This is a genomic window from Dietzia sp. IBK-p2-15D (genome assembly GCF_057773105.1).
The window spans coordinates 235,146-261,153 of record NZ_JBYMTK010000003.1 but is presented as its reverse complement, the minus strand read 5'-3'; the positions used below and the strand labels follow the sequence as shown (position 1 = coordinate 261,153).

Annotated in this window: 23 protein-coding genes; 10 read left to right on the top strand and 13 right to left on the bottom strand. The window is 70.5% G+C overall.

Translation table 11 applies throughout. The annotated features are described in order from the left end of the window. Positions 1-15: 15 nt before the first annotated feature. From sufC to AC3DEV_RS06455, 4 genes are read right to left on the bottom strand one after another with little or no spacing between them, the layout of a single operon-like run. Positions 16-786 carry a Fe-S cluster assembly ATPase SufC gene (gene sufC / locus AC3DEV_RS06470; RefSeq protein ID WP_067716304.1) on the bottom strand — a complete coding sequence of 257 codons (771 nt, stop codon included), beginning with the start codon at positions 784-786 and terminating at the stop codon, positions 16-18. 55 nt (positions 787-841) lie between these two features. Continuing rightward, on the bottom strand, positions 842-2,050 hold the full coding sequence (sufD, locus tag AC3DEV_RS06465) for a Fe-S cluster assembly protein SufD (RefSeq protein WP_154827474.1): 1,209 nt from the start codon (positions 2,048-2,050) through the stop codon (positions 842-844). A 5-nt stretch (positions 2,051-2,055) separates the two neighbouring features. After that, complete coding sequence (gene sufB, locus AC3DEV_RS06460; RefSeq protein ID WP_119191701.1) at positions 2,056-3,507, bottom strand: Fe-S cluster assembly protein SufB; 1,452 nt, start codon at positions 3,505-3,507, stop codon at positions 2,056-2,058. Then, a complete protein-coding gene (locus AC3DEV_RS06455) occupies positions 3,504-4,241 on the bottom strand; it encodes a helix-turn-helix transcriptional regulator (RefSeq protein ID WP_067716313.1) in 738 nt (245 codons plus the stop codon). Before AC3DEV_RS06455 ends, sufB begins: the two co-directional genes overlap by 4 nt. Before the next feature lie 156 nt (positions 4,242-4,397). On the opposite strand from AC3DEV_RS06455, the gene mptB reads away from it, so the two are divergent. From mptB to AC3DEV_RS06435, 4 genes are read left to right on the top strand one after another with little or no spacing between them, the layout of a single operon-like run. Continuing rightward, positions 4,398-5,984 (top strand): polyprenol phosphomannose-dependent alpha 1,6 mannosyltransferase MptB, encoded by a 1,587-nt coding sequence (gene mptB / locus AC3DEV_RS06450; RefSeq protein WP_488371611.1) that lies wholly within the window; start codon positions 4,398-4,400, stop codon positions 5,982-5,984. A gap of 25 nt (positions 5,985-6,009) precedes the next feature. Next, positions 6,010-6,945 carry an ABC transporter ATP-binding protein gene (locus tag AC3DEV_RS06445; RefSeq protein WP_120283286.1) on the top strand — a complete coding sequence of 312 codons (936 nt, stop codon included), beginning with the start codon at positions 6,010-6,012 and terminating at the stop codon, positions 6,943-6,945. Next, a complete protein-coding gene (locus tag AC3DEV_RS06440; RefSeq protein WP_069390498.1) occupies positions 6,942-7,733 on the top strand; it encodes an ABC transporter permease in 792 nt (263 codons plus the stop codon). Before AC3DEV_RS06445 ends, AC3DEV_RS06440 begins: the two co-directional genes overlap by 4 nt. A 38-nt stretch (positions 7,734-7,771) precedes the next feature. Next, positions 7,772-8,755, top strand: coding sequence for a COX15/CtaA family protein (locus AC3DEV_RS06435; RefSeq protein ID WP_271799045.1), 984 nt, complete (start codon positions 7,772-7,774; stop codon positions 8,753-8,755). A gap of 162 nt (positions 8,756-8,917) precedes the next feature. Here the strand turns inward: AC3DEV_RS06435 and AC3DEV_RS06430 are convergent, their stop codons facing one another. Further along, entirely contained in the window at positions 8,918-10,549 is a 1,632-nt protein-coding gene (locus AC3DEV_RS06430) for a DNA polymerase III subunit gamma/tau domain-containing protein (RefSeq protein WP_488371610.1), read from the bottom strand. Positions 10,550-10,662: 113 nt separating this feature from the next. Between AC3DEV_RS06430 and AC3DEV_RS06425 the strand changes: the two genes are divergently transcribed. Beyond that, complete coding sequence (locus AC3DEV_RS06425) at positions 10,663-11,631, top strand: quinone oxidoreductase family protein (RefSeq protein WP_488371609.1); 969 nt, start codon at positions 10,663-10,665, stop codon at positions 11,629-11,631. Positions 11,632-11,673: 42 nt separating this feature from the next. Here AC3DEV_RS06425 and AC3DEV_RS06420 read toward each other — a convergent pair whose 3' ends face one another. Beyond that, the gene (locus tag AC3DEV_RS06420) at positions 11,674-12,582 is read right to left on the bottom strand and encodes a heme o synthase (RefSeq protein ID WP_067716330.1); all 909 of its coding nucleotides are present in this window, start codon (positions 12,580-12,582) and stop codon (positions 11,674-11,676) included. Between the two features lie 284 nt (positions 12,583-12,866). Here AC3DEV_RS06420 and tkt point away from each other — a divergent pair, with 284 nt between their 5' ends. Genes tkt through pgl form a run of 5 tightly spaced genes read left to right on the top strand, consistent with a single transcriptional unit; the run spans position 12,867 to position 19,356 of the window. Beyond that, complete coding sequence (gene tkt / locus AC3DEV_RS06415) at positions 12,867-14,978, top strand: transketolase (protein WP_488371608.1); 2,112 nt, start codon at positions 12,867-12,869, stop codon at positions 14,976-14,978. Further along, the gene (gene tal, locus AC3DEV_RS06410; protein WP_488371607.1) at positions 14,975-16,081 is read left to right on the top strand and encodes a transaldolase; all 1,107 of its coding nucleotides are present in this window, start codon (positions 14,975-14,977) and stop codon (positions 16,079-16,081) included. The genes tkt and tal overlap by 4 nt, the downstream gene beginning before the upstream one ends. Beyond that, on the top strand, positions 16,081-17,658 hold the full coding sequence (gene zwf / locus AC3DEV_RS06405) for a glucose-6-phosphate dehydrogenase (protein WP_488371694.1): 1,578 nt from the start codon (positions 16,081-16,083) through the stop codon (positions 17,656-17,658). Before tal ends, zwf begins: the two co-directional genes overlap by 1 nt. After that, on the top strand, positions 17,643-18,575 hold the full coding sequence (locus tag AC3DEV_RS06400) for a glucose-6-phosphate dehydrogenase assembly protein OpcA (protein ID WP_096905442.1): 933 nt from the start codon (positions 17,643-17,645) through the stop codon (positions 18,573-18,575). Before zwf ends, AC3DEV_RS06400 begins: the two co-directional genes overlap by 16 nt. A gap of 58 nt (positions 18,576-18,633) precedes the next feature. Then, the gene (gene pgl, locus AC3DEV_RS06395) at positions 18,634-19,356 is read left to right on the top strand and encodes a 6-phosphogluconolactonase (RefSeq protein ID WP_119191708.1); all 723 of its coding nucleotides are present in this window, start codon (positions 18,634-18,636) and stop codon (positions 19,354-19,356) included. Between the two features lie 91 nt (positions 19,357-19,447). Here the strand turns inward: pgl and secG are convergent, their stop codons facing one another. The 7 genes from secG to rapZ form a co-directional block, all read right to left on the bottom strand. Then, a complete protein-coding gene (gene secG / locus AC3DEV_RS06390) occupies positions 19,448-19,681 on the bottom strand; it encodes a preprotein translocase subunit SecG (RefSeq protein WP_067716343.1) in 234 nt (77 codons plus the stop codon). Positions 19,682-19,808: 127 nt separating this feature from the next. Continuing rightward, positions 19,809-20,594, bottom strand: coding sequence for a triose-phosphate isomerase (gene tpiA, locus AC3DEV_RS06385; RefSeq protein WP_067716347.1), 786 nt, complete (start codon positions 20,592-20,594; stop codon positions 19,809-19,811). A 26-nt stretch (positions 20,595-20,620) separates the two neighbouring features. Further along, on the bottom strand, positions 20,621-21,838 hold the full coding sequence (locus AC3DEV_RS06380; protein WP_488371606.1) for a phosphoglycerate kinase: 1,218 nt from the start codon (positions 21,836-21,838) through the stop codon (positions 20,621-20,623). A gap of 141 nt (positions 21,839-21,979) precedes the next feature. Next, positions 21,980-22,996 carry a type I glyceraldehyde-3-phosphate dehydrogenase gene (gene gap, locus AC3DEV_RS06375; RefSeq protein ID WP_067716354.1) on the bottom strand — a complete coding sequence of 339 codons (1,017 nt, stop codon included), beginning with the start codon at positions 22,994-22,996 and terminating at the stop codon, positions 21,980-21,982. A gap of 120 nt (positions 22,997-23,116) precedes the next feature. After that, entirely contained in the window at positions 23,117-24,100 is a 984-nt protein-coding gene (whiA, locus tag AC3DEV_RS06370; protein ID WP_067716356.1) for a DNA-binding protein WhiA, read from the bottom strand. 37 nt (positions 24,101-24,137) lie between these two features. Then, entirely contained in the window at positions 24,138-25,106 is a 969-nt protein-coding gene (locus AC3DEV_RS06365) for a gluconeogenesis factor YvcK family protein (RefSeq protein WP_488371605.1), read from the bottom strand. Between the two features lie 8 nt (positions 25,107-25,114). Next, positions 25,115-26,005 carry an RNase adapter RapZ gene (rapZ, locus tag AC3DEV_RS06360; protein ID WP_488371604.1) on the bottom strand — a complete coding sequence of 297 codons (891 nt, stop codon included), beginning with the start codon at positions 26,003-26,005 and terminating at the stop codon, positions 25,115-25,117. Positions 26,006-26,008: the final 3 nt, after the last annotated feature.

The window sequence follows — 26,008 nt, the reverse complement described above, 5'->3', positions numbered from 1 at the left end:
CTCCCAGCTGTCCGGTCAGGCGTTCGCCGGCGTCAGGTACTTCTCGTACCCGTTCGCCTCGAGCTCGTCGGCCAGTTCGGCACCACCGGAGGCGGCGACGCGGCCGTCGACGAACACGTGGACCTTGTCGGGGGTGATGTACTTCAGGATGCGGGTGTAGTGCGTGATGAGGAGGATGCCGCCGTTCTCCTCCGCCTTGTAGCGGTTGACACCCTCGGAGACCACGCGCAGCGCGTCCACGTCGAGGCCGGAGTCGGTCTCGTCGAGCACGGCGATCTTCGGCTTGAGCAGGTCAAGCTGCAGGATCTCGTGGCGCTTCTTCTCGCCGCCGGAGAATCCCTCGTTGACGCTGCGCTCGGAGAAGGCCGGGTCGAAGTCGAGGTCGGACATGGCCTCCTTGACCTCCTTCACCCAGTGACGGAGCTTGGGGGCCTCACCGCGGACGGCGGTGGCCGCGGAACGCAGGAAGTTCGCGGTCGAGACACCGGGGATCTCGGTGGGGTACTGCATGGCCAGGAACAGGCCCGCGCGGGCCCGCTCGTCGACCTCCATCGACAGGACGTCCTCGCCGTCGAGCGTCACGGTGCCGCCGGTGACCTCGTACTTGGGGTGGCCGGCGATGACGTAGGCGAGGGTGGACTTGCCGGAGCCGTTCGGCCCCATGATGGCGTGGGTCTGGCCCGACTCGATGGTCAGGTCGACCCCCTTGAGGATCTCGACGGTCTCGGGTGAGTCCTCGGTCGCGGCGACGCGGGCCGTGAGGCCCTTGATCTCGAGAGTGGTCATGGGTAGTGCTCGCAATCTGTGTGAGAAGTCGTGGGGGATGTACTGGCGGGGCTCGTCAGATGCCGGAGGACTCCAGCTCCAACTCGACGGCCTCGGTGATCCGCTCGCGCACCTCCGGAACGCCGATGCGGTTGATCACCTCGCCGAAGAACCCGCGGATCACGAGTCGTCGTGCGACGTCCTCGGGAATGCCCCGGGACATGAGGTAGAACAACTGCTCCTCGTCGAACCGTCCCACGGCGCTGGCGTGGCCCGCACCGGCGATCTCGCCGGTCTCGATCTCCAGGTTCGGGACCGAGTCGGCGCGGGCACCGTCGGTGAGTACAAGGTTGCGGTTCATCTCATACGTGTCGGTGCCCACGGCCCGGGCGCGGATCAGCACGTCACCGATCCACACGGTGTGTGCGTCCGGCAGGCTCGACTTGGCGTCGCCCTGCAGCGCACCCTTGTAGAGGATCCGCGAGGTGCAGTTGGGCTCCGAGTGGTCCACGAGAAGACGGTGCTCGAGGTGCTGCCCGTCGTCGGCGTAGTACAGGCCGTTGAGGGTGACCGTGCCGCCGGGGGCGGTGAACCGTGCGAACGGGGAGACGCGCACGAGCTCGCCACCGAACGTCACCGTCGTGTAGGTCAGTGTCGCGTCGCGGCCGACCTGTAGGTGGTGACCCGCGAGGTGCAGGGCGTCGTCGTCCCAGTCCTGGATGAGCACGATCTCGAGGTGGGCGGAGTCGCCGACGATGAACTCGACGTTCTCGGCGATCGTTCCGCCGCCGCGCTGGTCCACGACGAACGTGGCGTTGGCGAACGCCTCGAGGCGGACCTGGGTGTGGCCGTAGGCCAGTTCGCCCTCGCCCGGGCCGTCGACGGTCACGTAGACGGGCTCGTCGATCACGGTCTCCTTGGCGACCGTGATGACGGTGGCCTCGGAGGCGGAGCTGAACGCCTGTGCGGCGACGCGGTCGCGGGGTGCCCCGGCCTCGCCGACGCGCTTGTCGTCCATGGCGACCGTCTCGACGGTCAGACCGTCGTGCTCGGCGACGGACGCCAGCAGGCGACCGGTCGCGGTGATGTTGGAGCCGTCGTGGATACCGCGCAGACGACGCAGCGGGGTGAACCGCCAGATCTCGTCCTTGTGGCTGGGTACCTCGAAGGCGCCCACGTCGAACGACGAGAACTGGTCGCCCTTGGTGGCGTCGACGGGGACGCCGTAGCGGTCCGTCAGGGGTGCCGGGGTGGACCCGGTCTCGGGTGCGGTGGTGTCGGTCATGGTGGTCAGCCCACCGATCCTTCCATCTGCAGTTCGATCAGGCGGTTGAGCTCGAGCGCGTACTCCATCGGGAGTTCCTTGGCGATCGGCTCGACGAAACCACGCACGATCATGGCCATCGCCTCGTCCTCGGCCAGGCCGCGGCTCATGAGGTAGAACAGCTGGTCCTGGCTCACCTTGGAGACCGTGGCCTCGTGCCCCAGCGTGACGTCATCCTCTCGGATGTCGATGTAGGGGTAGGTGTCGGACCGGCTGATGTTGTCGACGAGCAACGCGTCGCACTCGACGTTGGACTTCGAGCCCTTCGCGCCGGCGTTGATCTGGACCAGGCCGCGGTACGCGGACCGCCCGCCGCCACGAGCCACCGACTTGGAGACGATGTTCGAGGACGTGTTGGGCGCCAGGTGCAGCATCTTGGAACCGGTGTCCTGGTGCTGGCCCTCACCGGCGAACGCCACGGAGAGGACCTCTCCCTTGGCGTGCTCACCGGTCAGCCAGACCGCCGGGTACTTCATCGTCACCTTGGAGCCGATGTTGCCGTCGATCCACTCCATGGTGGCGCCCTCTTCGGCACGGGCCCGCTTGGTGACGAGGTTGTAGACGTTGTTCGACCAGTTCTGGATGGTCGTGTAGCGGCACCGGCCGCCCTTCTTGACGACGATCTCGACGACCGCGGAGTGCAGGGAGTCCGACTTGTAGATCGGCGCGGTGCAGCCCTCGACGTAGTGGACGTAGGCGCCCTCGTCGACGATGATCAGCGTCCGCTCGAACTGGCCCATGTTCTCGGTATTGATCCGGAAGTACGCCTGCAGCGGGATGTCCACCTGCACGCCCGGTGGGACGTAGATGAACGAGCCACCGGACCAGACGGCCGTGTTGAGGGCGGAGAACTTGTTGTCACCGGAGGGGATGACCGAGCCGAAGTACTCCTCGAAGTACTCGGGATGCTCCTTGAGCGCCGTGTCGGTGTCCATGAAGATGACACCCTGGCTCTCCAGGTCCTCACGGATCTGGTGGTAGACCACCTCGGACTCGTACTGCGCGGCGACGCCGGCCACGAGCCGCTGCTTCTCCGCCTCGGGGATGCCGAGCTTGTCGTAGGTGTTCTTGATGTCCTCGGGCAGGTCCTCCCAGCTGGTGGCCTGCTTCTCCGTGGAACGGACGAAGTACTTGATGTTGTCGAAGTCGATACCGGACAGATCCGAACCCCAGGTGGGCATCGGCTTCTTGTCGAAGATCTTCAGGGCCTTGAGCCGCTTGGAGAGCATCCAGTCGGATTCGCTCTTCTTGGCGGAGATGTCACGCACGACCGCCTCGGACAGGCCGCGCTGCGCGGTGGCACCGGCGTCGTCCGAGTCGTGCCAGCCGTAGTTGTACTGGCCGATGGAGGCGATTCGTTCCTCATCGGTGGTCGGCTCCGTGACGTCGGCCGTCACCTGATCGGGGGTGATGGTCATCGCACTGTCCTTTCGGCGGTCGGTGCCGACGCGGACGCGTCGGCCGGTGCAGGGATCGTGGCCGCGAGGTCACTCACGGTCACGGTCCCGGTCGGGATGTTCGTGGTGCAGGCGCAGTTACCGCCCGCGATGGTGGCGAGCCGCTGGACGTGGGTGCCCACTATCTCGGACACCACCTCCTGCTCGGCGGCGCACAGTTCGGGGAACCGGGAGGCGACGTTCCACACCGGGCAGTGGTGTTGGCAGATCTGCAGGCCGCTGCCGGCCTCCTCCACGGAGGACGCGTACCCGGCGCCGGACAGCGCGGTGGCGATGTCCGTGGCGGCGCGCTCGACGTCGTGCGGGCCCTCGGCCGGACGGACGTGACCGATCACCGAGCGCACCCGCTCGCGGGCGAACTCCGTGACCGCGGCCGTGCCTCCGATACGACGCAGGGCGGTCAGCGCCTCGACCGCCAGGTGGTCGTACCCGTGGCGGGCGGTGCTGCGGCCGGAGACCGTCATCTGGAACGCCTTGGCCGGGCGACCGCGGGTTCCCGCAGGCCGCGAACGCACGGCCTCCACCTCGCCGGCCTCGACCAGATGGTCCAGGTGTCGCCGGACACCGGCGGCGGTGAGCCCCAGCTCGTGTCCGATCTCGACGGCGGTGAGTGCTCCGCGCTCCAACAGGAGTTCCCGGATCGACGAGCGGGTGTCGGGCCGCGTGCTGCTCTCGAACACGTGCTGCACGCTCATACGCCACTCCCTTCCGGTTATGCTCGGTGCGCCCGGTCGGGACGCACCTCCTGATATTACGCAACACTTCTGTTTCGGAAATATTCCCCCCACCCCCGGGCGCGCTGCCGGGGTGAGGTGTGCGACGACAGCGCCGGTGGAGGAAGGGTCGGGACTGTGGCACGCGATTACCCCAGGCGTGGTGCCGGGTCGGTCACCTCCCGCCTCCACGCGCAGGAGCTGTCCACCGGGTCCCCGTTGTCCGCGGAGATGGCCCGCCTGCGCCGCATCCGTCTGATCGGCACCACCGCCGCCGTGGCGATGGCGATCGGGGCGCTCGGGGCCGGCGCGTTGCCCGTCCTGCAGAACCCGATCGCCGGCGAGCGACTGTTCGGCCTGTGGCTGCGCCTGCAACAGTCCTCGATGACGGTCGTCATGGCGGGGATGGTCACGGTGACCCTGTGTTGGCTGCTGCTCGCCCCGTACGTGCTCGGTCGGGATCGGCGGGGCCGGATCAGTGGTCGGATCGACCGCGCGACGCTCGACCGGGTGATCGCGTCGTGGGCGCTCCCCCTCGCGCTGGCTCCGCCGATGTTCAGCCGGGACGTCTACAGCTACCTGGCCCAGGGGGCGATCGGCAACGAGCTCGACGATCCCTACGAACTCGGACCGGTCCCGGCACTGGGGACCTCCCACGCGCTCACCATCAACGTCCCGGACATCTGGCGCGATACGCCCAACCAGTACGGACCGCTGTTCCTGGGGGTGCAGAAGGTCATCCACGGGCTCACCGGCGACGACGTGGTGGCCGGGACCATCCTGCACCGGGTCGTGGCCGTGATCGGGATCCTCATGCTGGGCTGGGCCGTCCCACGGCTCGCCGAGTACTGCGGCGTGTCCGACGTCGCCGCCCTCTGGCTGGCCGTGGCCAACCCCCTGGTCCTGTTCCACCTCGTCTCCGGCATCCACTCCGAGGCGCTGATGATGGGCCTGCTGGCGGTCGGACTGGTGCTGGCGCTGCGCGCAGTGGACGCCCCCGGATCCGGGTGGCGCACCACCTCGCTGTTCATCCTGGGCACCGTCCTGGTCACCGGATCGGCCCTGGTCAAACTCCCCACCGTGGTGGCGCTGGGGTTCATCGGGATGGCCCTGGCGCGCCGGTGGGGTGCGAGCTGGTCCGCCACCCTGCGCGCGGCGTCGGTCATGGTGGCGGTGAGCGGTGTGACCACCGGGGTGGCGATGGTCGTCACGTCGTCCGGCCTCGGCTGGATCACCAAACTCGGGGCGGCCACCTCGCTGCGCAGCTGGCTCTCCCCGCCCACCGCGCTCGGTGTGATCGTCGGCGGGATCGGACAGTATCTCGGGCTCGGGGACCACACCGAACAGATCCTCGTCATGGTGCAGACCACCGCGCTGGTCGCGGCCGGCGCGTTCACCGTCCGCATGCTGTTCGCGGTCCAGGCGGGTCGGATCGACCCGGTCGGCGGGCTGGGGGTGTCCATGGCCGCGATCGTCCTGTGTTTCCCCGTCGTGCAGCCCTGGTACGTCCTGTGGGCGCTGGTCCCGTTGGCCGCGTGGGCCTCGCGGGTGGAATTCCGCCTCCCGGTGGTGGCTGTGAGCGCGGTGCTGGCCTGCTTCACCCTCCCGCCGGGTGCGGGACTGCCCCCGTTCGTGACCGTCCAGGCCTGGGCGGCGACCGTGGCGGTGGTCGCCGTCCTGCTCGTCGCACTGTTCCGGTGGCCGGGGCTGTTGCGCTTCCGCTAGCCGGACCGGCCTACACTCGGATCCCGTGACCTCTCCGACGGATACGCCCGCGCTGCACGTCGAGGGGCTCGTCAAGAGGTTCGGGGCGACCACCGCCGTCGCCGGCCTGGACCTGCGACTCGAGCGCGGGCAGGTCATGGCACTTCTGGGGCCCAACGGGGCGGGCAAGACCACCACGGTCGAGATCTGCGAGGGATTCGCCCGTCCCGACGCGGGCACCGTGCGGGTGCTGGGCCTGGACCCGGTCATCGATCGTCAGCGGGTCCGCAGCCGCATCGGGATGATGCTCCAGGGTGGCGGCTCCTACCCCGCCGCCAGGGTGGGCGAGATGCTCCGGCTGGTGGCGTCCTACTACGCCGATCCCCTCGATCCGGACTGGTTGCTGGGCGAACTCGGACTCACCGAGCACGTCCGGACCCCGTACCGGCGCCTGTCCGGCGGCCAACAGCAGCGGCTGTCCCTGGCGATCGCGGTCATCGGCCGGCCGGAGCTGGTCTTCCTCGACGAGCCGACCGCCGGTCTCGACGCCCAGTCGCGCCGGGCCGTGTGGGACCTCGTACACGCGCTGCGTCGCGACGGCGCCGCGGTGCTGCTCACCACCCACCTCATGGACGAGGCGGCCTCGCTCGCCGACGAGGTCGTGATCGTCGACCACGGCCGACGCGTCGCCTCCGGAACGCCCGCCGAACTCGAACGCGCCGGGACCGCGGAGGGCGTCACCCTCGTCGTCGACGGCGAGGTGTCCCCGTCGCTGCTCGCCGGCGTCCTCGGTGGGGAGCACACGGTCGCGGCGGGGACCGCCGCCGGCGTCCTTGAGGTCCACGGCCCGGTCTCCCCCGAACTCATGACCGCCATGTGTGCCGCCCTCGAGCGGGCCGGCGTCCAACTCACCTCCCTGGCCACCCGCACCAGGAGCCTCGAGGAGGTCTTCCTCGACCTGACCGGACGGGAACTGCGATGACCCACACCCAGACCGGCGGCAACCGCTTCGCCCCCGGCACCTTCGCCCGCCCGTCGGCGCCGGCGTCCCCGGCCCGGATGACCGCCGCCCAGACCCGTATGGAGCTGGCCCTGTTCCTGCGCAACGGTGAACAGCTCCTCGTGGCCCTGGTCATCCCCGTCGCCATCCTCTTCGGCCTCACCGCGATCGACTTCGGTGCGGTACCGGATCCGCGGGTCGATCACGCGATCACCGCGGTACTGACCATCTCCGTCATGGGGACGGCCTTCACCGGCCAGGCGATCGCCGTGGGCTTCGACCGCCGGTACGGCGCCCTCAAACGTCTCGGGGGCACCCCCCTGCCGCCGGCGGTCATCATCCTCGGCAAGATCCTCGCGACGCTCGTGCTGGTGGCCGGCCAGGCGGTCGTCCTCGGCGTCATCGCGGCGCTGCTGGGATGGCGGCCCGAACTCCCGGGGCTGGCGCTGGGGGCGCTCGTGATCGCCCTGGGATCGGTGGCGTTCTCCGCCATGGGGCTCCTACTCGGGGGCACCCTGCGTGCGGAGATCGTCCTGGCCCTGGCCAACCTCATCTGGTTCGTCCTCATCGGTGGCGCCGGACTCGCGATCGGGGTGGTCGACCTCCCCTCCGCGGCGGCCGACCTCCTCGTCGTCGTCCCCTCCTACGCGCTGACCTCCGCGCTGGGCACGGCGCTCGCCGGCGGCGTCCCCGCCCTGGCCGCGCTGTCCCTGGTCCTCTGGACGGCCGTGTGTGGCGGATTTGCCGTGCGTCACTTCTCGTTCACCTGATAGCAGACCCCGGCGCGCCGCGGCCTAGAATCGGGGCCGTGACCTCGACATCGCACGCCCCGACCTCCGGAACCCCGGCCGCGAGCGACCCCGGGCGATCGACCGGACCGTTGTCCCGCCTGCCCGTTCCGTCGATCCGGGTCCAGAAGGGTGTCGCGCTCGCCAACGTCATCGCCCAGATCGGCATCATGACCACCGGCGTCACCGTGCGCGTGACCGCCTCCGGTCTGGGTTGCGAGACCTGGCCGCAGTGCAACGAGGCCAGTTTCGTGCCCGTCCCCGGCGCCGCACCGGCGCTGCACCAGGCGGTCGAGTTCGGCAACCGCCTGCTCACCTTCGTCCTGGCGGCGGTCGCCGTGGCGCTGCTCCTCGCGGTGTACCGCGCCGGGCGCCGCCGCGGCCTCAAGGTCCTCGCCTGGGCCATGCCGGCGGGCATCCTCGCCCAGGCCGTGATCGGCGGGATCACCGTCCTGGCAGGCCTCGCGTGGTGGACCGTCGCGCTGCACCTGCTGCCCTCGATGATCCTCGCCTGGCTCGCCGCCGTCCTCTTCGTCCGCATCGGCGAGGCCGACACCGCGCCGCCCCGGCGGGTCATGCCCAAGCCGATGACGTGGCTGACCGTGCTGTCGGCCGTCCTGCTCACCGGGGTCCTCACCACCGGGACGATGGTGACAGGCGCCGGACCCCATGCCGGCGACGCGCGCATCACCGCGGCGGATCGCCTCCAGATGCCCATCCAGTGGCTCGTCCACTTCCACGCCGAACTCATGGTGGGCTACGTCTGCCTGCTCATCGGGTTGTTGGCCGGGCTCGTCGCGCTGCGGACGGAGGGCCCCGCGATCCGGCGGAGCGCGATCCTCATCGGGCTCATCGCGGCGCAGGCGGTAATCGGGATCACCCAGTACCAGCTCGGGGTGCCCGAGCTGCTGGTCGTGGCGCACGTGACCCTGGCGGGTGCGATCACCGCCGTCACCGGCGCCCTGTGGGCGGCGGGGGTCATCCGGGACCGCGTGCCGGCCTGACAGGGTCGCCGACCCCGGTAGGGTCGCGGGGTACACGTCGCCTCTGTACGGGTGACGGCCCGGTGCGCGTCCTCTCCGGTCCCTTCGGGGCGCGCTCCCGGCCGACCGAAGAAATAACAGCGGCCCCGCCGATCGGCGGGGCCGCTGTCGTCGCGCGGGAGGTCAGACCAGGGAGCCCGATCCGGCCATGCGCTTCCAGTGCCCGGCGGGGACATCGGTACGCGAGACCAGCTCGCGCGTCCAGTCCGATCCGGTGAGGCCGGAGATCCCGTCGCGGACCGCCTCGGCCTGCGACAGGCTGTCGACCATCGTGTCCCCCAGTACGCCGTCGGCGCCGACCAGGGTGACGCGGACCCCACAGCGGCCCACAGGCTGGAGGACGACGTCCGCCGCGCCGCCGTGCCGGGACAGGAACTTCTCGACGAACTTCACAGTCTTGGCCGGCGGGGTGGGACCCGCCGGCACCGGCGCTGCTTCGATCTTCTCGGCGGGTGCCTTCTCGGCGGGTGCCTTCTCGGTCGACTGTGCCTCGGCGGCGGCCGGCTTCTCCGGCTCCTGCGCCGCGGGCTCGTCGGCCGGGGGCACCGCCGCCGGCTGGGACGCGGCCGGCGCATCCGCCGGGCGGTCGGTCGCGGACGGCGCCGGGTCGGCCTTACCCGTCGTCGGCTCGTCGCCCTTCGCCTCGGCCGCGGTGCCCGTGGAGGCGGGGTCCGTGGTGGCGGAGTCCGCGGTGGCGGCGGCGCCGCCCAGCGTCAGCCCACCGCTCTTGCCCCCGCCCGGCGCCTTGGCTTTGCTCCCGCCGCCGAGGGTCAGGCCGCCCGACTTGCCGCCACCGGGCGCCTTGGCCTTGCTCCCGCCGCCGAGCGTCAGGCCGCCGGACTTCTTCTCCGCCGACACGGTGGACGCATCGGAGGCGGAGTCGGCGTCGGCGTCGGAGTCGGAGTCGGACGTGGAGTCGGCCCCCGCCTCGGCCCTCGCCTCGGTCGGGGTGGCGGGGTCCGCCTGAGCTGCGGGTGCTGCGTCGGGCGTGGCGGTGGACGGGGCGTCGTCCTTCTCGTCCTTCTGGTCACCAGCGGAGGCGGCAGCCGCACCTGCGGCTGCCGCGGCACCGGCCGCGCCACCCAGGACGAGCTTGCCCGCCGACCCCCCGCCGGGAGCCTTGGCCTTGGACCCACCCCCGAGCTTCAGTCCCCCGCCGGACGCGGTCGCCGGGGCGGACGCTGTCGGGGCGGACCCTGCCGGAGCGGCCACCGGCTCGTCCGACGACTTCGCGGCCGTGCTCGGCTCGGTGGCATCGGCCTGGGCGGAGGGCGCCGGCTCCGCAGCGGGCTCGGACGGGGCCTCGGGCGAAGCGGGAACCTCCGCGGCCGGCGCCGTCGATGCGTGCGCCGCGGGAGCGCCACCGTCGACCTCGGTGATCCGGGAACCGTGCAGCGTGGAGGCTCCTCCGCCCGGGGCGCGCGGGGCGCGCCGACCCAGGGTGATTCCCCCGCCCGCGCCGCCGGCGGCCGCCGGGGCCGGGGTCTGCCGCGCCTCGGCAGGCGCCTCCTGCGTCGCGGCGGGCGCCTCCTGCGTCGCGGCAGGCGCATCCTGCGCCGACCCGGTCGTCTCAGGAGCCCCCGCGGGCTCCTGTGCCTGCGTGTCAGGCGCGGACGGCGCCGGCGCCTCCTCGGTGACCGCATCGGCTCGGACGGGTGCGGCCGCCGCCCCGGACCCACTGGTGGTGATCTCGGGCCAGCCGGTCGCCCGGACTCGCGGCCCCCCGGCGTACTGGGAAAGGATCTGCAGGCTCATGGGGGTACCCTATCGCCTCCCCCGCCCCGCTTCCGCCGGGACTCCCGCGAACCGGCGAACCGGAGTCCGGGCACCGGCTGCGGCGGGCCACAGACTTCCGGATACTGGGCGCCATGAGAGCCATAGAGATCTCCAGGCACGGCGGACCCGAGGTGCTCACACCGGTCGAGGCGGGCGTGCCCTCACCCGGGCCGGGCGATGTGCTCGTCCGCACCACCGCGATCGGGGTCAACTACATCGACACCTATTTCCGCGAAGGTACCTACGCCCGGGATCTGCCGTTCGTCCCCGGCAGCGAGGGGACGGGAGTGGTCGAGGAGCTCGGCGAGGGAACGCCCGACCTGATGGTCGGCGACCGGGTGGCGTGGTGCCAGGTTCCCGGGTCGTACGCCCAGTACGTCGTCGCGCCCGCCGAGTCGCTGGTGACGGTGCCGGAGGGCATCGACGACGAGGTGGCGGCCTCGATGCTGCTGCAGGGGCTCACAGCGCATTACCTCATCACCGACACCCACCGGGCCCTACCCGGCGACACCGTGCTGATCACCGCGGGTGCGGGCGGGGTCGGGCAGCTGCTCATCCAACTGGCCGTCGCCCACGGCCACCGGGTGATCACCACGACCTCGACCGAGGAGAAGGCGGACCTGTGTCGCGAACTGGGGGCGCACCACGTGCTGCTCTATCCCGACGCGACCCCGGAGAGGATCCGCGAGCTATCCCACGGCGGTGTCTCCGTGGTGTTCGACGGCGTGGGCCGCGACACCTTCGACGACAGCCTGGCCTCGCTGGCCCGCCGTGGGACCCTGGTGCTGTTCGGTGCGGCGAGCGGTCCGGTCCCGCCGGTGGACCCGCAACGACTCAACGCGGCCGGCTCGGTCTTCCTCACCCGGCCGAGCCTGGGTGACTTCATCGCCGGCACCGGGGAATTTCGTGAGCGGGCCGGCGAGGTCCTCGAGGGGATCGTCGACGGCTCGCTCCGGTTGACGGTTGGCGCGACGTTCGGATTGTCGGAGGCGGCGGATGCGCACCGGGCGTTGCAGTCCCGGCAGACCACGGGTTCGGTCGTCCTCGACCCCGCCCGCTGAGCGCCCTCGACCCCGCCCGCAAAGGAGGGCGGGGGTGGGTGATCAGGCGATCGGGAGGATCTCCGCGATCGTCTGGAGTCCGAGGACCGCGTCGACGGACAGTGCGACGAACACCCCCGCCAGGTAGTTGTTCGACAGGATGAACAACTTGAGGGGCTTGACCTCCACCCCGCGCCGCACACCGGCCTCGAGGCGGTGTGCCATGACGATGAACCACACGCCGAAGCCGAGGGCGCCGGCCGCGTACACCCAGCCGGCGGCGGGGATCAGGGCGAAGGTGCAGAGGACGGTCACCCAGGTGTAGATGGTGATGCGCCGGGTGACCCCCTCGGCGGACATGATGACCGGGAGCATCGGCACTCCGGCGGCCTCGTAGTCCTCCTTGTAGCGCATCGCGAGCGCCCAGGTGTGCGGTGGCGTCCAGAAGAAGATGATGAGGAACAGGACGATCGCCTGCCACCAGTTGTGCGCCTGCCCCTCGGGGAGGTGATCGGTGATCACGGCCCACGACACCAGGACCGGCATGCATCCCGCGGCCCCGCCCCATACGACATTCTGGGCCGTGCGGCGCTTGAGGATCATCGTGTAGACGAACACGTAGAAACAGATGGTCAGCAGGATGAAGAACGCGGCCAGCCAGCTCCCGGCCAGCAGGCCCAGCCACAGCATGCTCGAGACGCCGAGCAACAGACCGAAGACCAGTGCGGCCCGGGTACTGATCGCGTGACGCGCCAACGGCCGACGCTCGGTCCGCTTCATGACCTTGTCGATGTCGGCGTCGACGACCATGTTGAGCGAGTTGGCGCTGGCCGCTCCCAGCCAACCGCCCACCAGGGTGAGCAGAACCAGTGAGAGGTGAACGTTGCCGCGGTCGGCCTGGAGGAGGGCGGGGATGGCGGCGACGAGCAGCAACTCGATGACGCGCGGCTTGGTGAGGGCGATGTAGGCCATCACCACGTCGACCGCGCGGGCTCGCCCGCTCGCCGGAGCCGGCCGCCCCGTGGACTCTGGAGGGGAGACTGATGGCCCCCCACTCCGGGTCGGGGTGGAATCGTGCACCGGAACTCCTCGCAGCAGACGTCAACGCACTACTGAGCCGATACTACGTCCCCCCTGCACGGTCCGCGAAAGAGCGGGGGCGGGGACCGCACGCCCCGCCGTGCCCGCGACCACTAAGGTGGTTCACGACATACGCGCGGATCCGCGCCGCACCCTCAGACCCGGGAGAACCACAAGTGACCAGCGCGTCGGAGATCACCGAGCTCACCACTGCACGCCACCCGTCCGACTGGACCGAACTCGACACCCGCGCCGTCGACACCGCGAGGGTCCTCGCCGCCGAGGCCGTGCAGCGTTGCGGTAGCGGCCACCCGGGCACCGCGATGAGCCTCGCGCCGCTCGCCTACACGCTTTACCAGCGCATCATGCGGCACGATCCCTCCGATCCCACGTGGGTCGGCCGGGACCGCTTCGTGCTGTCCTGTGGACACACCTCTCTCACCCAGTACATCCAGCTGTACCTCGCCGGCTTCGGGCTGGAGCTGGACGACCTCAAGGCGCTCCGGACCTGGGGATCCAAGACCCCCGGACATCCGGAGTGGCGGCACACTGACGGCGTGGAGATCACCACCGGCCCGCTGGGTCAGGGGCTGGCCTCCGCGGTGGGCATGGCGATGGCGGCACGCTACGAGCGCGGACTGTTCGATCCGGAGACGCCGTCGGGCAAGAGTCCGTTCGACCACTTCATCTACGTGATCGCCTCCGACGGTGACGTGCAGGAGGGGGTCACCGCCGAGGCCTCCTCGCTCGCGGGCACCCAGCAGCTCGGCAATCTCATCGCGATCTACGACGACAACGAGATCTCGATCGAGGACAACACCCGGATCGCCCTCAACGAGGACGTCGCGGCGCGCTACGAGGCGTACGGCTGGCACGTCCAGACGGTGAACGGCGGTGAGGACGTGGCCGCCATCGAGGAGGCCATCGCCGACGCGCGTGCGGTCACCGACAAGCCGTCGCTGATCGTCCTGCGCACGATCATCGCCTTCCCGGCGCCGACCATGATGAACACCGGGGCCTCGCACGGTGCGGCACTCGGCCAGGACGAGGTCGACGCCGTGAAGGAGGCGCTCGGCATGGGCGGCACCGAGCCGTTCACGGTGGAGGACGAGGTGATCTCCCACACCCGGGCCGCCCGTGACAGGGGTGCCCGCGTCCACGCGCAGTGGAGCGACATGTTCCACGCCTGGGCGGAGGCGAACCCGGAGCGCAAGGCCCTGTTCGATCGCCTGTACTCGGGCGAGCTCCCCGACGGATGGGATGCCGGGCTCCCCACGTGGGACGCCGATTCCAAGGGAGTCGCCACGCGTAAGGCGTCCGCCGAGGCCATCCAGGCCCTGGGCGCCACCCTCCCCGAGTTGTGGGGCGGCTCCGCGGACCTGGCCGGCTCCAACAACACGCCCATCAAGGGCGCGGACTCCTTCGGCCCGTCCTCCATCTCGACCGACACGTGGACCGCGTCCCCGTACGGACGCAACCTGCACTTCGGCGTCCGTGAGCACGCCATGGGCGCGATCCTCAACGGCATCGCCCTCCACGGTCCCACCCGGCCCTACGGCGGGACGTTCCTGATCTTCAGCGAGTACATGCGTCCGGCCGTCCGGCTCGCCGCGCTCCAGGGGAGCAACGCGTACTACGTGTGGACCCACGACTCGATCGGGCTCGGCGAGGACGGCCCCACCCATCAGCCGGTCGAACAGTTGGCGGCGCTGCGCGCCATCCCGGGTCTGGCGATCCTGCGTCCGGCCGACGCCAACGAGACCGCGGCGTCGTGGCGCGCCATGCTCGAGGCTCTCGGCGGGCCCAAGGGTCTGTGCCTGACCCGTCAGGACGTCCCGGTGCTCGAGGGCACCAAGGAGCTCGCCCGCGAGGGGGTCGAGCGCGGAGGTTACGTCCTCGCCGAGGCCTCGACCGGGACCCCCGAGGTGATCCTCATGGGCACCGGGTCCGAGGTGCAGCTGGCCGTGCAGGCCCGCGAGGTCCTCGAGGCCGAGGGCGTGGCGACCCGTGTGGTCTCGATGCCGTGTGTCGAGTTCTTCGATCAGCAGGACGCCGGGTACCGCGAGTCGGTGCTCCCCCGCTCCGTCCGCGCGCGGGTCAGCGTCGAGGCCGGCATCGCGATGCCGTGGCACCGGTTCCTCGGCGACGCCGGCCGCGCCGTCTCACTCGAGCATTTCGGCGCCTCGGCGCCCTACCAGACCCTGTTCACCGAGTTCGGGATCACCGCCGACGCGGTGGTCTCCGCGGCCCGCGAATCCCTCGCGGCCGCTGCCGGGGAGGCATCATGACCAACGCCAATCTCGCTGCCCTGAGCGCCGCCGGCGTCTCCGTGTGGCTCGACGACCTGTCCCGACAGCTCCTGTCCTCCGGCGAGCTCGAGAAGCGGATGTCCGCCTATTCGATCGTCGGTGTGACGACCAACCCGGCCATCTTCCAGTCGGCGCTGGCCGACTCGTCGGCCTACGAGAGCGCGCTCACCGAGGCGGTCCGCGCCGACCGTGACGTGGATTCCGTCGTGCGGGCCCTGACCACGTCCGACGTCCGCGACGCGTGTGACGTCCTGGCCGACGTCCACCGCGCGACGGACGGGGTGGACGGCCGCGTCTCCCTCGAGGTGGATCCCGGCCTGGCCCACGACACCGCGGCGACCGTGACGCAGGCGGTGGAGCTCTCCGAGGTGGTGGACCGCCCGAACGTCATGATCAAGATCCCCGCGACGTCGGCGGGGCTGCCGGCCATCACCGATGTCATCGGCAAGGGCATCGACGTCAACGTCACGCTGATCTTCTCGGCGGAGCAGTACCGCGCGGTGGCGGAGGCGTACCTGACCGGACTCGAGCAGGCCGCTGCCGCCGGTCACGACCTGTCCGCCATCCACTCCGTGGCGTCCGTGTTCGTCTCCCGGCTCGACACCGAGATCGACTCGCGACTCCCGGAGTCGTCAGAGCTGCGGGGCAAGGCCGGTCTGGCCAACGCGCGCCTCTGCCAGGAGGTCTACGAGGAACTGTTCGACCCCGAGGGACGCTTCGGGGCACTCGCCGATCGCGGAGCCCGTCCCCAGCGTCTCCTGTGGGCCTCGACGGGGGTCAAGGAACCGGCGTACCCCGACACGCTGTACGTGACCGGTCTGGTGACCCACGGGACGGTCAACACCATGCCGTTCGGCACCATCGAGGCGTTCGCGGACCACGGCGTCGTCGAGGGCGACACGGTCCGGGGCACCGCCGAGGAGTCCCGGGCCACCCTCGACGCACTGCGCGCCGAGGGGATCGACCTGGACGAGGTCTTCACCCTCCTCGAGCAGCAGGGCGTGCAGAAGTTCGTGACCGCCTGGGACGACCTGGTGGACACGGTGAGGACGCGGATCGACGAGATCCCGACGGGGTCGTGATCGGCCCGGACGACGGGGCGACACCGGTCGTCGAGGTCCCCGGCGGCGCCCCGGAGGGGTGGGCCAACCCGCTCCGTGATCCCCGGGATCGTCGGCTCCCCCGCATCGCGGGACCGTCCGGTCTCGTGATCTTCGGTGTGACGGGCGACCTGTCCAAGAAGAAGCTCATCCCCGCGATCTACGACCTGGCCAACCGTGGCCTGCTCCCGCCGGGGTTCTCCCTGATCGGCTTCGGCCGCCGACGGTGGACCCACGATGAGTTCGCCGCGTTCGCCCGCGAGCAGGCCCGCGAACGGTGCCGGACCCCGTTCCGCGAGGACGTGTGGGAGCAGCTCGCCGCCGGACTGCGGTTCGTCACCGGGACATTCGACGACGACGAGGGCTTCGACGATCTGGCGGACCAGCTGGGGGCACTCGAGGCCGAACGTGGGACCGCCGGCAACTACGCGTTCTACCTGTCCATCCCCCCGGATGACTTCCCGACCGTCTGCCGGCACCTCGATCGCACGGGGTGCACCCGCGGCCCGGAGGGGTCCTGGCGCCGGGTGGTCATCGAGAAGCCCTTCGGGCACGACCTGGCGAGCGCCCGCGAACTCAACGCGGTGGTGGGTGCGGTCTTCCCCGAGGACTCGGTATTCCGGATCGATCACTACCTGGGCAAGGAGACCGTCCAGAACATCCTCGCGCTGCGTTTCGCCAACCAGCTCTTCGAGCCGGTGTGGAACGCCAACCACGTGGACCACGTCCAGATCACCATGGCCGAGGACATCGGACTGGGTGGTCGGGCCGGCTACTACGACGGCATCGGCGCGGCCCGCGACGTCATCCAGAACCACCTCATCCAGTTGATGGCGTTGGTCGCGATGGAGGAACCGACCGATTTCTCCGCTGCCGCGTTGCGGGCGGAGAAGACCAAGGTCCTCGAGTCGACCTCGTTGGCACTGCCGATTGCCGAGACGGCCGCGCGTGGTCAGTACGCGGGTGGCTGGCAGGGGTCCGAGCAGGTCGTGGGACTGAAGGACGAGGAGGGGTACGACCCCTCCTCGGCCACCGAGACCTACGCTGCGATCACCCTCGAGGTCCACAACCGCCGATGGGCGGGGGTCCCCTTCTATCTCCGCACCGGCAAGCGGTTGGGACGACGGGTCACCGAGATCGCGGTGGTCTTCCGGCGCGCTCCGCACCTGCCTTTCGACGCGACCATGACCCAGGAGCTGGGGCAGAACGCGCTGGTCATCCGGGTCCAGCCCGACGAGGGTGTCACGTTGCGCTTCGGCTCCAAGGTCCCCGGCACCGCCATGGAGGTCCGGGACGTCAACATGGACTTCGCCTACGGTGAGGCGTTCACGGAATCCTCCCCCGAGGCCTACGAACGTCTCATCCTCGACGTCCTGCTGGGCGAGCCCTCGCTCTTCCCGGTCTCCCGCGAGGTCGAGCTGAGCTGGCAGCTCCTCGACCCGGTCCTGCAGGAATGGGAGTCGGACGGGACACCGGAGCAATACCAGGCCGGGACGTGGGGGCCGAGGGGCGCCGACGAGATTCTGGCCCGGAGTGGCCGCGCATGGAGGCGACCGTGATCATCGACCTACCCGACACCTCCACCCGCGGGATCGCCAAGAAGCTCGTGCAGATCCGCGAGGAGGCCGGGCTGAGCACGATCGGACGGGTGCTCACGCTGATCGTGATCACCGATCACGTCCGGGGCAGCGAGTCCGCGATCGAGGCGGCCAACGAGGCCAGCCGGGAGCATCCGTGCCGGGTCATCGTGGTGATCCGCGGACCTCGCGCGGACGCCGACAGGCTCGACGGTCAGATCCGCGTCGGAGGTGACGCCGGGGCGGCGGAGGTCGTCGTGCTGCGCACCTCCGGTGCGATGGCCTCCCAGTCGGCCTCCCTCGTCACGCCGTTGCTGCTGCCGGACACCCCGCTCGCCGTGTGGTGGCCCCGCCACTCCCCCACGTTGTTGTCCGAGGACAGGGTGGGCAGGCTCGCGAAGCGCCGGATCGTCGACTCCGACGCGGAGGGCCATCCCACCGATGCGCTGGCGAAACGGGCGGCCGGTTACTCCCCGGGCGACACCGATCTGGCGTGGGCGCGCATCACCCACTGGCGTTCCCTGCTCGCGGCGACCCTGGACCGTCCGCCCTTCGAGCGCATCACCGGGGCGACGGTGTGCGGCCCGGAGCGGGCGGCGTCGGTGGACCTGGCCGGTGGATGGCTGGCGTCCCGGCTCGGGATCGACGTCCTGCGGGCCGTCGGCCCGAGGATGGTCGTCCTGGAGCGGGCCTCGGGCTCCATCGTCCTCGAGCAGATCAGCGCGACCTCCGCCGAGCTCCGCATCACGGGTCAGGCGCCCACACGGGTGGCGCTCGTCGGCCGCAGCGTCGCCGACTGTCTCTCGGAGGAGCTACGGCGGATGGACACCGACGGCGTGTACGCCGATGCGTTGGCCAATCATGACCGTGTCATCTACACCTCTGCCTCGGTTCGCTGAGCAGAGGACCCGGACCTCGACGTCACTTCCCCACCGGACCACCACCACAGGAGCGCCGATGTCAGTCACACGCCATCTCGTACACCCGGATGCGGACACCCTCGCCGAAGCGGCAGCCCTCGCCGTCGTCGGGCACCTCAATGAACGGATCGCCACCGCCGGGACCGCGACGCTGTCCCTGACGGGCGGCTCGGTGGGGGTGAAGACCGCCGCCGCACTCGCCGGGGCCGATGTCGACTGGTCACGCGTGACCATCTACCTGGGCGACGAGCGCTTCGTCCCGGCAGACGACCCCGAACGCAACGACGGACAGCTCGACGACGTCCTGCTCGGCACCGTGGGCGACCGCGCCACCGTCCACCGCTGGCCGGCCCGCGGACCGGAGTTCGAGGACGTCGACGCCGCGGCCGAGGCGTTCCTCGCCGCGGTGGACCTCCCCCGGGGCGACGAGCCGCTGTTCGACGTCACCCTCCTGGGGATGGGACCCGAGGGGCACATGAACTCGATCTTCCCGCACACCCCGGCGGTCGCCGAGACCGAGCGGCTCGCGGTGGGCGTGCATGACTGCCCCAAGCCGCCACCGGAGCGACTGACCTTCACCCTCCCGGCGGTGCGCAGGTCGAGGCACGTGCTCGTCGTGGCCGCCGGGGACGGGAAGGCGGAGGCGGTGGCCAGGGGCCTGGGCGGGGCGGACCCCTCCGACTGGCCCGTCGCCGGTGCCGTGGGCACCGAGTCGACCACGTATCACCTGGACGGACCGGCCGCCTCGATGGTGCTCTGAGAACAGGAACGGGGCGCGTCTCATCCACCCGGTGGAAGAGACGCGCCCCGTCGTCGGCCCGGCCGGTGGGGCCGCGCCGGGGACCGGTCGGTCAGCCGAACCTGACCATGAGGCCGACCGCCACGATGGCGATGACCCAGAGGATCGCGACGACCACGGTGACCCGGTCGAGGTTCCGCTCGACCACGCTGGACCCGGAGAGGCTGGACTGGACACCGCCACCGAACAGCGACGACAGGCCGCCTCCCTTGCCGCGGTGCAGCAGGATGAACAGCATCAGCAGGAGGCTGGTGGTGATGAGGAAGATGTCCAGGGCGAGCTTCATGTAGGGATCGTGCCTCACGTCGGGTCGGGCGGTCGGGTGCGACCGCTACAGACTACCCGGTCGGGTGTCCGCGGCGAATCCCGGCACGCCCGACCCCGCAGGGCCGGGCGCGCCGGAGTGGGCGGTGTCAGGGCAACGGGCCACCGGCGGCGATCGCCGACAGCTGGGCGAACTCGTCCGGCTTGAGCGACGCGCCTCCGACCAGACCACCGTCGACATCGGGCTGGTCGAGCAGCTCGCCGATCGTGGAGGCGTTGACGCTGCCGCCGTACAGGACCCGCATCTGCTCGGCCGTCGCGTCATCGGCCAGATCGGCCAACGTGGAACGGATGGCGGCGCAGACCTCCTGGGCATCGGCGGCGGACGCGGTCTTGCCGGTCCCGATCGCCCACACGGGCTCGTAGGCGATCACGGTGGAGGCCAGCTGGTCCGTGGACAGTCCCGCGAGCGATTCGGAGAGCTGGTTCACGACGAAGTCGACGTGGTCCCCTGCCTCCCGCACCTCGAGCTTCTCGCCGACACACACGATCGGCGTCAACCCGTGCCGGTGGCAGGCGGCGGCCTTGGCCGCGACGAGTTCGTCGGACTCCGCGTGGTAGTCACGGCGCTCGGAATGGCCCACGACGACATAGGTGCAGCCGAGCTTGGCGAGCATCCCCGCCGAGATCTCGCCGGTGTAGGCACCGGACTCGTGGACCGAGACGTCCTGCGCGCCGTAGGCGAAGCCCAGCTTGTCGCCCTCGATGACGATCTGGACGCCACGGATGTCCGTGAACGGGGGGATGAACGCCACGTCCACCTTCTCCAGGTACTTGTCCGGGAGTGCGAAGGCGACCTTCTGGACGAGCGCGATGGCCTCGAGGTGGTTGAGGTTCATCTTCCAGTTGCCGGCGATGAGCGGGGTGCGTGCCATGTCTTCTCCTGTGGTCTCGTCGGTCTTCAGTTGCTGCGCTCGAGGGCGGTGACGCCGGGCAGCTCCTTGCCCTCCAGGTACTCCAGCGAGGCGCCACCGCCGGTGGAGATGTGGGAGAAGTTCTCCTCCCCGAGACCCAGGGTGCGGACGGCCGCGGCGGAGTCGCCGCCGCCGACCACCGAGAACGCGCCGTTCTTCGTCGCGGTGATGATGGCCTCGGCGACACCGCGCGTCCCGGCGGAGAACGCCGCGAACTCGAACACGCCCATGGGGCCGTTCCAGAAGACGGTCTTGGCGGCGGAGAGCTGCTCGCTGAACGCCTTCACCGACTCGGGGCCGATGTCCAGGCCCATCTTCCCCTCCGGGATGGCCTCGGCGGAGACCGTGGAGTGCGCGGCGTCGGCGGCGAACCCGTCGGCGGCGACCACGTCCACGGGCAGGCTGATCACGTCGCCGAACTTGGCGAGCAGGTCCTTGCAGGTGTCGATCATCTCCTCCTGCAGCAGTGAGGAGCCGACCTCATGGCCCTGTGCGGCGAGGAAGGTGAAGCACATGCCGCCGCCGATGACCAGGGTGTCGACCTTGGGCGCCAGGGCCTCGATCACGGCGAGCTTGTCGGACACCTTGGAGCCGCCCAACACGACCGCGTAGGGGTGCTCCGGGTCGCCGCTGAGGTTCGCGAGGACCTCGACCTCGCTCTGGACGAGGTCGCCGGCGTAGGCCGGGAGGACCTTGGCGACGTCGTACACCGACGCCTGCGCGCGGTGGACAACCCCGAAACCGTTGGAGACGAACGCCCCGTCCTCGCCCACCAGGCTCGCGAGCTCGGCCGCGAACTCGGCCCGCTGCGCCTCGTCCTTGCTCGTCTCGCGCGGGTCGAACCGCACGTTCTCCACCAGGAGCACGTCCCCGTCGGTCAGGCCGTTGGCTCGCTCGCGGGCGTCCGATCCCACCACGTCACCGGCGAGCTGGACGTAGCGCCCGAGCTCGTCACCCAGCTTCTCCGCCACGGGGGCGAGGGAGAACTCGGGGTCGGGCTCACCCTTCGGGCGGCCGAGATGCGCGGTGATCACCAGCGCCGCACCGGCGTCGAGCAGAGCGTTGAGCGTGGGCAGCGAGGCGGTGATCCGGCCCGCATCGGTGATGGTCGAGCCGTCGAGCGGGACGTTGAGGTCGCAGCGGACGAGGATCTTGCGACCCTCTACGCCGGCATCGAGCAGGTCGTTGAGCGTGCTCACGGCCATGTGGTGGGACTCCTGTCGGAAGAACGGTGGTGATGGTGGGTGGTGCTGCCGGTCCATGTGCTCCGGGCCCGGCCGGGACGCTGTGGGCGTTCCCGGACCGGGCCCGGATCGTCGTACGGGGGATGTCAGTCCCGAGGGGTCTTAGAGCGACTTGCCGACCAGGCCGATGATGTCGGCGAGGCGGTTGGAGTAGCCCCACTCGTTGTCGTACCAGGAGGCGATCTTGATCTGGCCGTCGATCGCCTTGGTCAGCGGCGCGTCGAAGATGGACGAGTGCGGGTCACCGACGATGTCGGAGGAGACGATGGGGTCCTCGGTGTACTTGAGGATGCCCTTCATCGCGCCCTCGGCGGCGGCCTTGACCGCGGCGTTGACCTCGTCGACCGAGGCCTTCTTCTCCAGCTCGACCGTGAGGTCGGTGAGCGAGCCGGTGGGCAGCGGGACGCGCACGGCGTAGCCGTCGAACTTGCCCTTGAGCTCGGGCAGGACCAGCGCGACGGCCTTGGCCGCACCGGTGGAGGTGGGCACCATGTTGATGCCGGCGGCGCGGGCGCGGCGCATGTCGCTGTGGGGCGCGTCCTGGAGGTTCTGGTCCTGCGTGTAGGCGTGGATCGTGGTCATGAGGCCCTTGACGATCCCGAACTCGTCGGAGAGGACCTTGGCGACCGGCGCGAGGCAGTTGGTGGTGCAGGAGGCGTTGGAGATGATCGTCTGCGAGCCGTCGTACTCGTGGTCGTTGACCCCCATGACGATGGTGATGTCCTCGTTCTTGGCCGGCGCCGAGATGATGACCTTCTTGGCACCACCCTCGAGGTGGCCCTTGGCCTTCTCGGCGTCGGTGAAGATGCCGGTGGACTCGACGACGACGTCGACGCCGTAGTCACCCCACGGCACGGACGCGGGGCCCTCCTTGACCGCGAGGGCGCCGATCTTGGTGCCACCGACCGTGATCGACGAGTCGTCGAACGTGACCTCCTTGCCCAGGCGACCCAGGATGGAGTCGTACTTGAGCAGGTGAGCGAGCATGTCGTTCGTGGTCAGGTCGTTGACGGCCACGATCTCGATGTCCGTCTTGCCCTCGGCCTTGAGAGCCTCCACCGCGCGGTAGAAGTTGCGGCCGATACGTCCGAATCCGTTGATGCCTACGCGCACGGTCACGTGTTGTCTCCTTATTGGTGGTGCGAGAACGCTTGATGTCACCGGGGCCGGGTGGAGCCCGGGACGTGACCCAGACTACCCGGCGTGGACCGCTCCCGCGCAGGGTGCTGCCGGGGTGGATCAGCCTTCGTCGAGCATGTCCTCGGTCACCACGGACTCGGTGTCGGGGATCCCGAGCTCGGCGGCTTTGCGGTCCGCCATGGACAGCAGTCTCCGGATGCGCCCCGCGACCGCGTCCTTGGTCATGGGCGGGTCGGCGAGCTGCCCGAGCTCCTCCAGCGACGACTGACGGTGCTGGACGCGCAGTTCACCCGCGGCGAGCAGATGGTCCGGCACGTCCTCGGCGAGGATCTCGAGGGCGCGCTGGACACGGGCGGCCGCGGCCACGGCGGCCCGGGCCGAGCGCCGCAGGTTGGCGTCGTCGAAGTTGGCCAGCCGGTTGGCGGTGGCGCGGACCTCGCCGCGGGAGCGGCGCTCCTCCCAGATGTCCCTGGTGGAGGACGCGCCCAGTCGAGCGAGGAGGACCCCGATCGCCTCGGCGTCGCGGATCACCACGCGGTCCCCTCCCCGGACCTCGCGGGCCTTGGCCGTCACTCCCAACCTGCGGGCCGCACCCACGAGGGCCATCGCCGCCTCCGCCCCCGGGGCGGTGACCTCCAACGCCGAGGAGCGGCCGGGCTTGGTGAGCGAACCGTGGGCGAGGAACGCGCCCCGCCACGCCGCCTCGGAGGCGGCGACCGAGCCGCCGACGACCGCGGCCGGCAGTCCTCGGACCGTCCGGCCGGCGTTGTCGACCAGCCCGAGCTGACGGGCCAGGTCCGCACCCCGGTCGATGACCCGCAGGACGAACTTGCGGGCGGGACGTCCGCCCGAACCCCCGATCGGGTGGATCTCACAGGGGACGGAGAACAGGGCGTCGAGTTCGCCGGCGAGACGGTCCGCGATCTCGCCGGAGTCCACCTCCGCCTCGATCACGAGTCGGTTGGACAGGACCTGGAGGGTGCCGGCGAACCTCAGCAGGGCGGACACCTCGGCCCTCCTGGTCTCGGAGTTCCCCACGGGGACCCTCACCAGTTCGGACTTGACCTGTGCGGTCAGCGACACGCCCTGCTCCTTCGTTCTCGGCTCATCGACCCGGCCCTCATCGCACCGAGTCGGCGAGCGCCGAGGCCAGCAGTGCGGGGTCGTGGACAGGCCTCATCGTCCCATCCTCGGCGGTCTTCGCTATCTCCGCGGTCATCACGCGGGCCCCCAGTCCCGCCGCGGCCCGTTCGAGATGCTCGCGTTCGGTGGCGCTCAGCGGCATCCTCGGGTCCACGAGCAGGACGTCGATGTCGACCTCGGGAGCGTGTTGACGCAACACGTGGAGGTGTTGCTCGGCGGAGAACCCGGCGGTCTCCCCCGGCTGGGGTGCGAGGTTGAGCACGAGGGCCTTGGTCGCGGCCGTCCTCTTGAGCGCGGACGCGATCTCAGGCACGAGCACGTTGGGGATCACGCTGGTGAACCACGATCCGGGTCCGAGGACCACGAGGTCGGCTCCGGTGATCGCCTCCACCACGCCCTCCGCGGCGGGCGGAGCGGCCGGGATGAGGGTGACCCGGCGAACGCTGCCCGGTGTGGTCGCGACGGCGACCTGTCCGATGATGGTCCGCACGACGCGGGGGTCCGCTTCCAGACCGACGACCTCTGCAGCGATGTCGAGGGCGACCGGGGACATCGGCAGGACACGGCCGGTGACACCGAGGATCGACCCGATCGCGTCGAGTGCGTCGACCGGGTCTCCGAGCAGCTCCCACAGTCCGGCGAAGACGAGGTTGCCCACCGCGTGTCCGGCCAGCGCCCCGGTGCCGCCGTAGCGGTGTTGGAAGAGTCGGGTGAGCAGCGCCTTCTCGTCGTCTTCGGCGGCGAGGGCGCACAGGGCCATCCGTAGGTCGCCCGGTGGGAGGATGCCCAGCTCGCGCCGCAGTCGCCCCGAGGAACCGCCGTCGTCGGCGACCGTCACCACCGCGGTGACGTGATCGGCGACGAGGCGTGCGGCCCGGAGGGTCGCCGACAGGCCGTGGCCGCCGCCGAGGGCGACGAGGGACGGGATACCGCTGTCGTGTGTCATGGCCGGCCTCATTCCCGCCCGAGGTCACGGTGGCGTACGTGGACCTCGACCGAGTCGAGGCCGGACAGTCTGCCGGCGAGCGACTCGGAGATGGCCACGCTCCGGTGCTTGCCCCCGGTGCAGCCGACCGCGATCGTCATGTAGCGCTTGCCCTCGCGCCGGTAGCCGGTCATGGCCAGGCGGATCATGGACACCGCCGCGCGCAGGTACTCCTCGATGGAGTCGTCGGCGAGGACGTAGTCCTGGACGGGCTTGTCGCGCCCCGTGTGCGGCTGGAGCTCGGGGATCCAGTGCGGGTTGGGCAGGAACCGCATGTCCATCAGCATGTCGACGTCCACGGGGACGCCGTACTTGAACCCGAACGACTCGACGGTGAGGTGGAAGTCGAACCCGAGGTCACCGAAGGGGGTCTCCAGCCGGTGGCGGAGGTCGTGGACACTGAGCGCCGAGGTGTCCACGACGACGTCGGCACGCCCCCGCAGCCCCTCGAGGATCCTGCGCTCCCGGGTGATGCCGTCGATCAGGCCGCCACCCGACTGCAGCGGATGGGAGCGACGGACGTTGTTGAACCTGCTTACCAGCGCCTCGTCCGAGGCCTCGAGGAACAGGATCCGTGCCTGCGGGCGCCGGTCGAACAGGTCGAGGAGGTCGCCGAGGTGTTCGTCGAACCCGAGGCTGCGGGTGTCGGCGACGATCGCCAGGCGGAGGGGCTCGTCGTCGGACTCCTCGAACCGGGCGAGCAGTTCGCCCACGAACGTCAGCGGAAGGTTGTCGACGACATACCAGCCGAACTCCTCGAGGACCTTGGACGCCGTCCCCTTACCCGCCCCGGACATGCCGCTGATCAGGAGGAGCTCGCGCCCCCGCGCGGCGTGGCCGTCGTCGTCACCTGCGTCCATCGT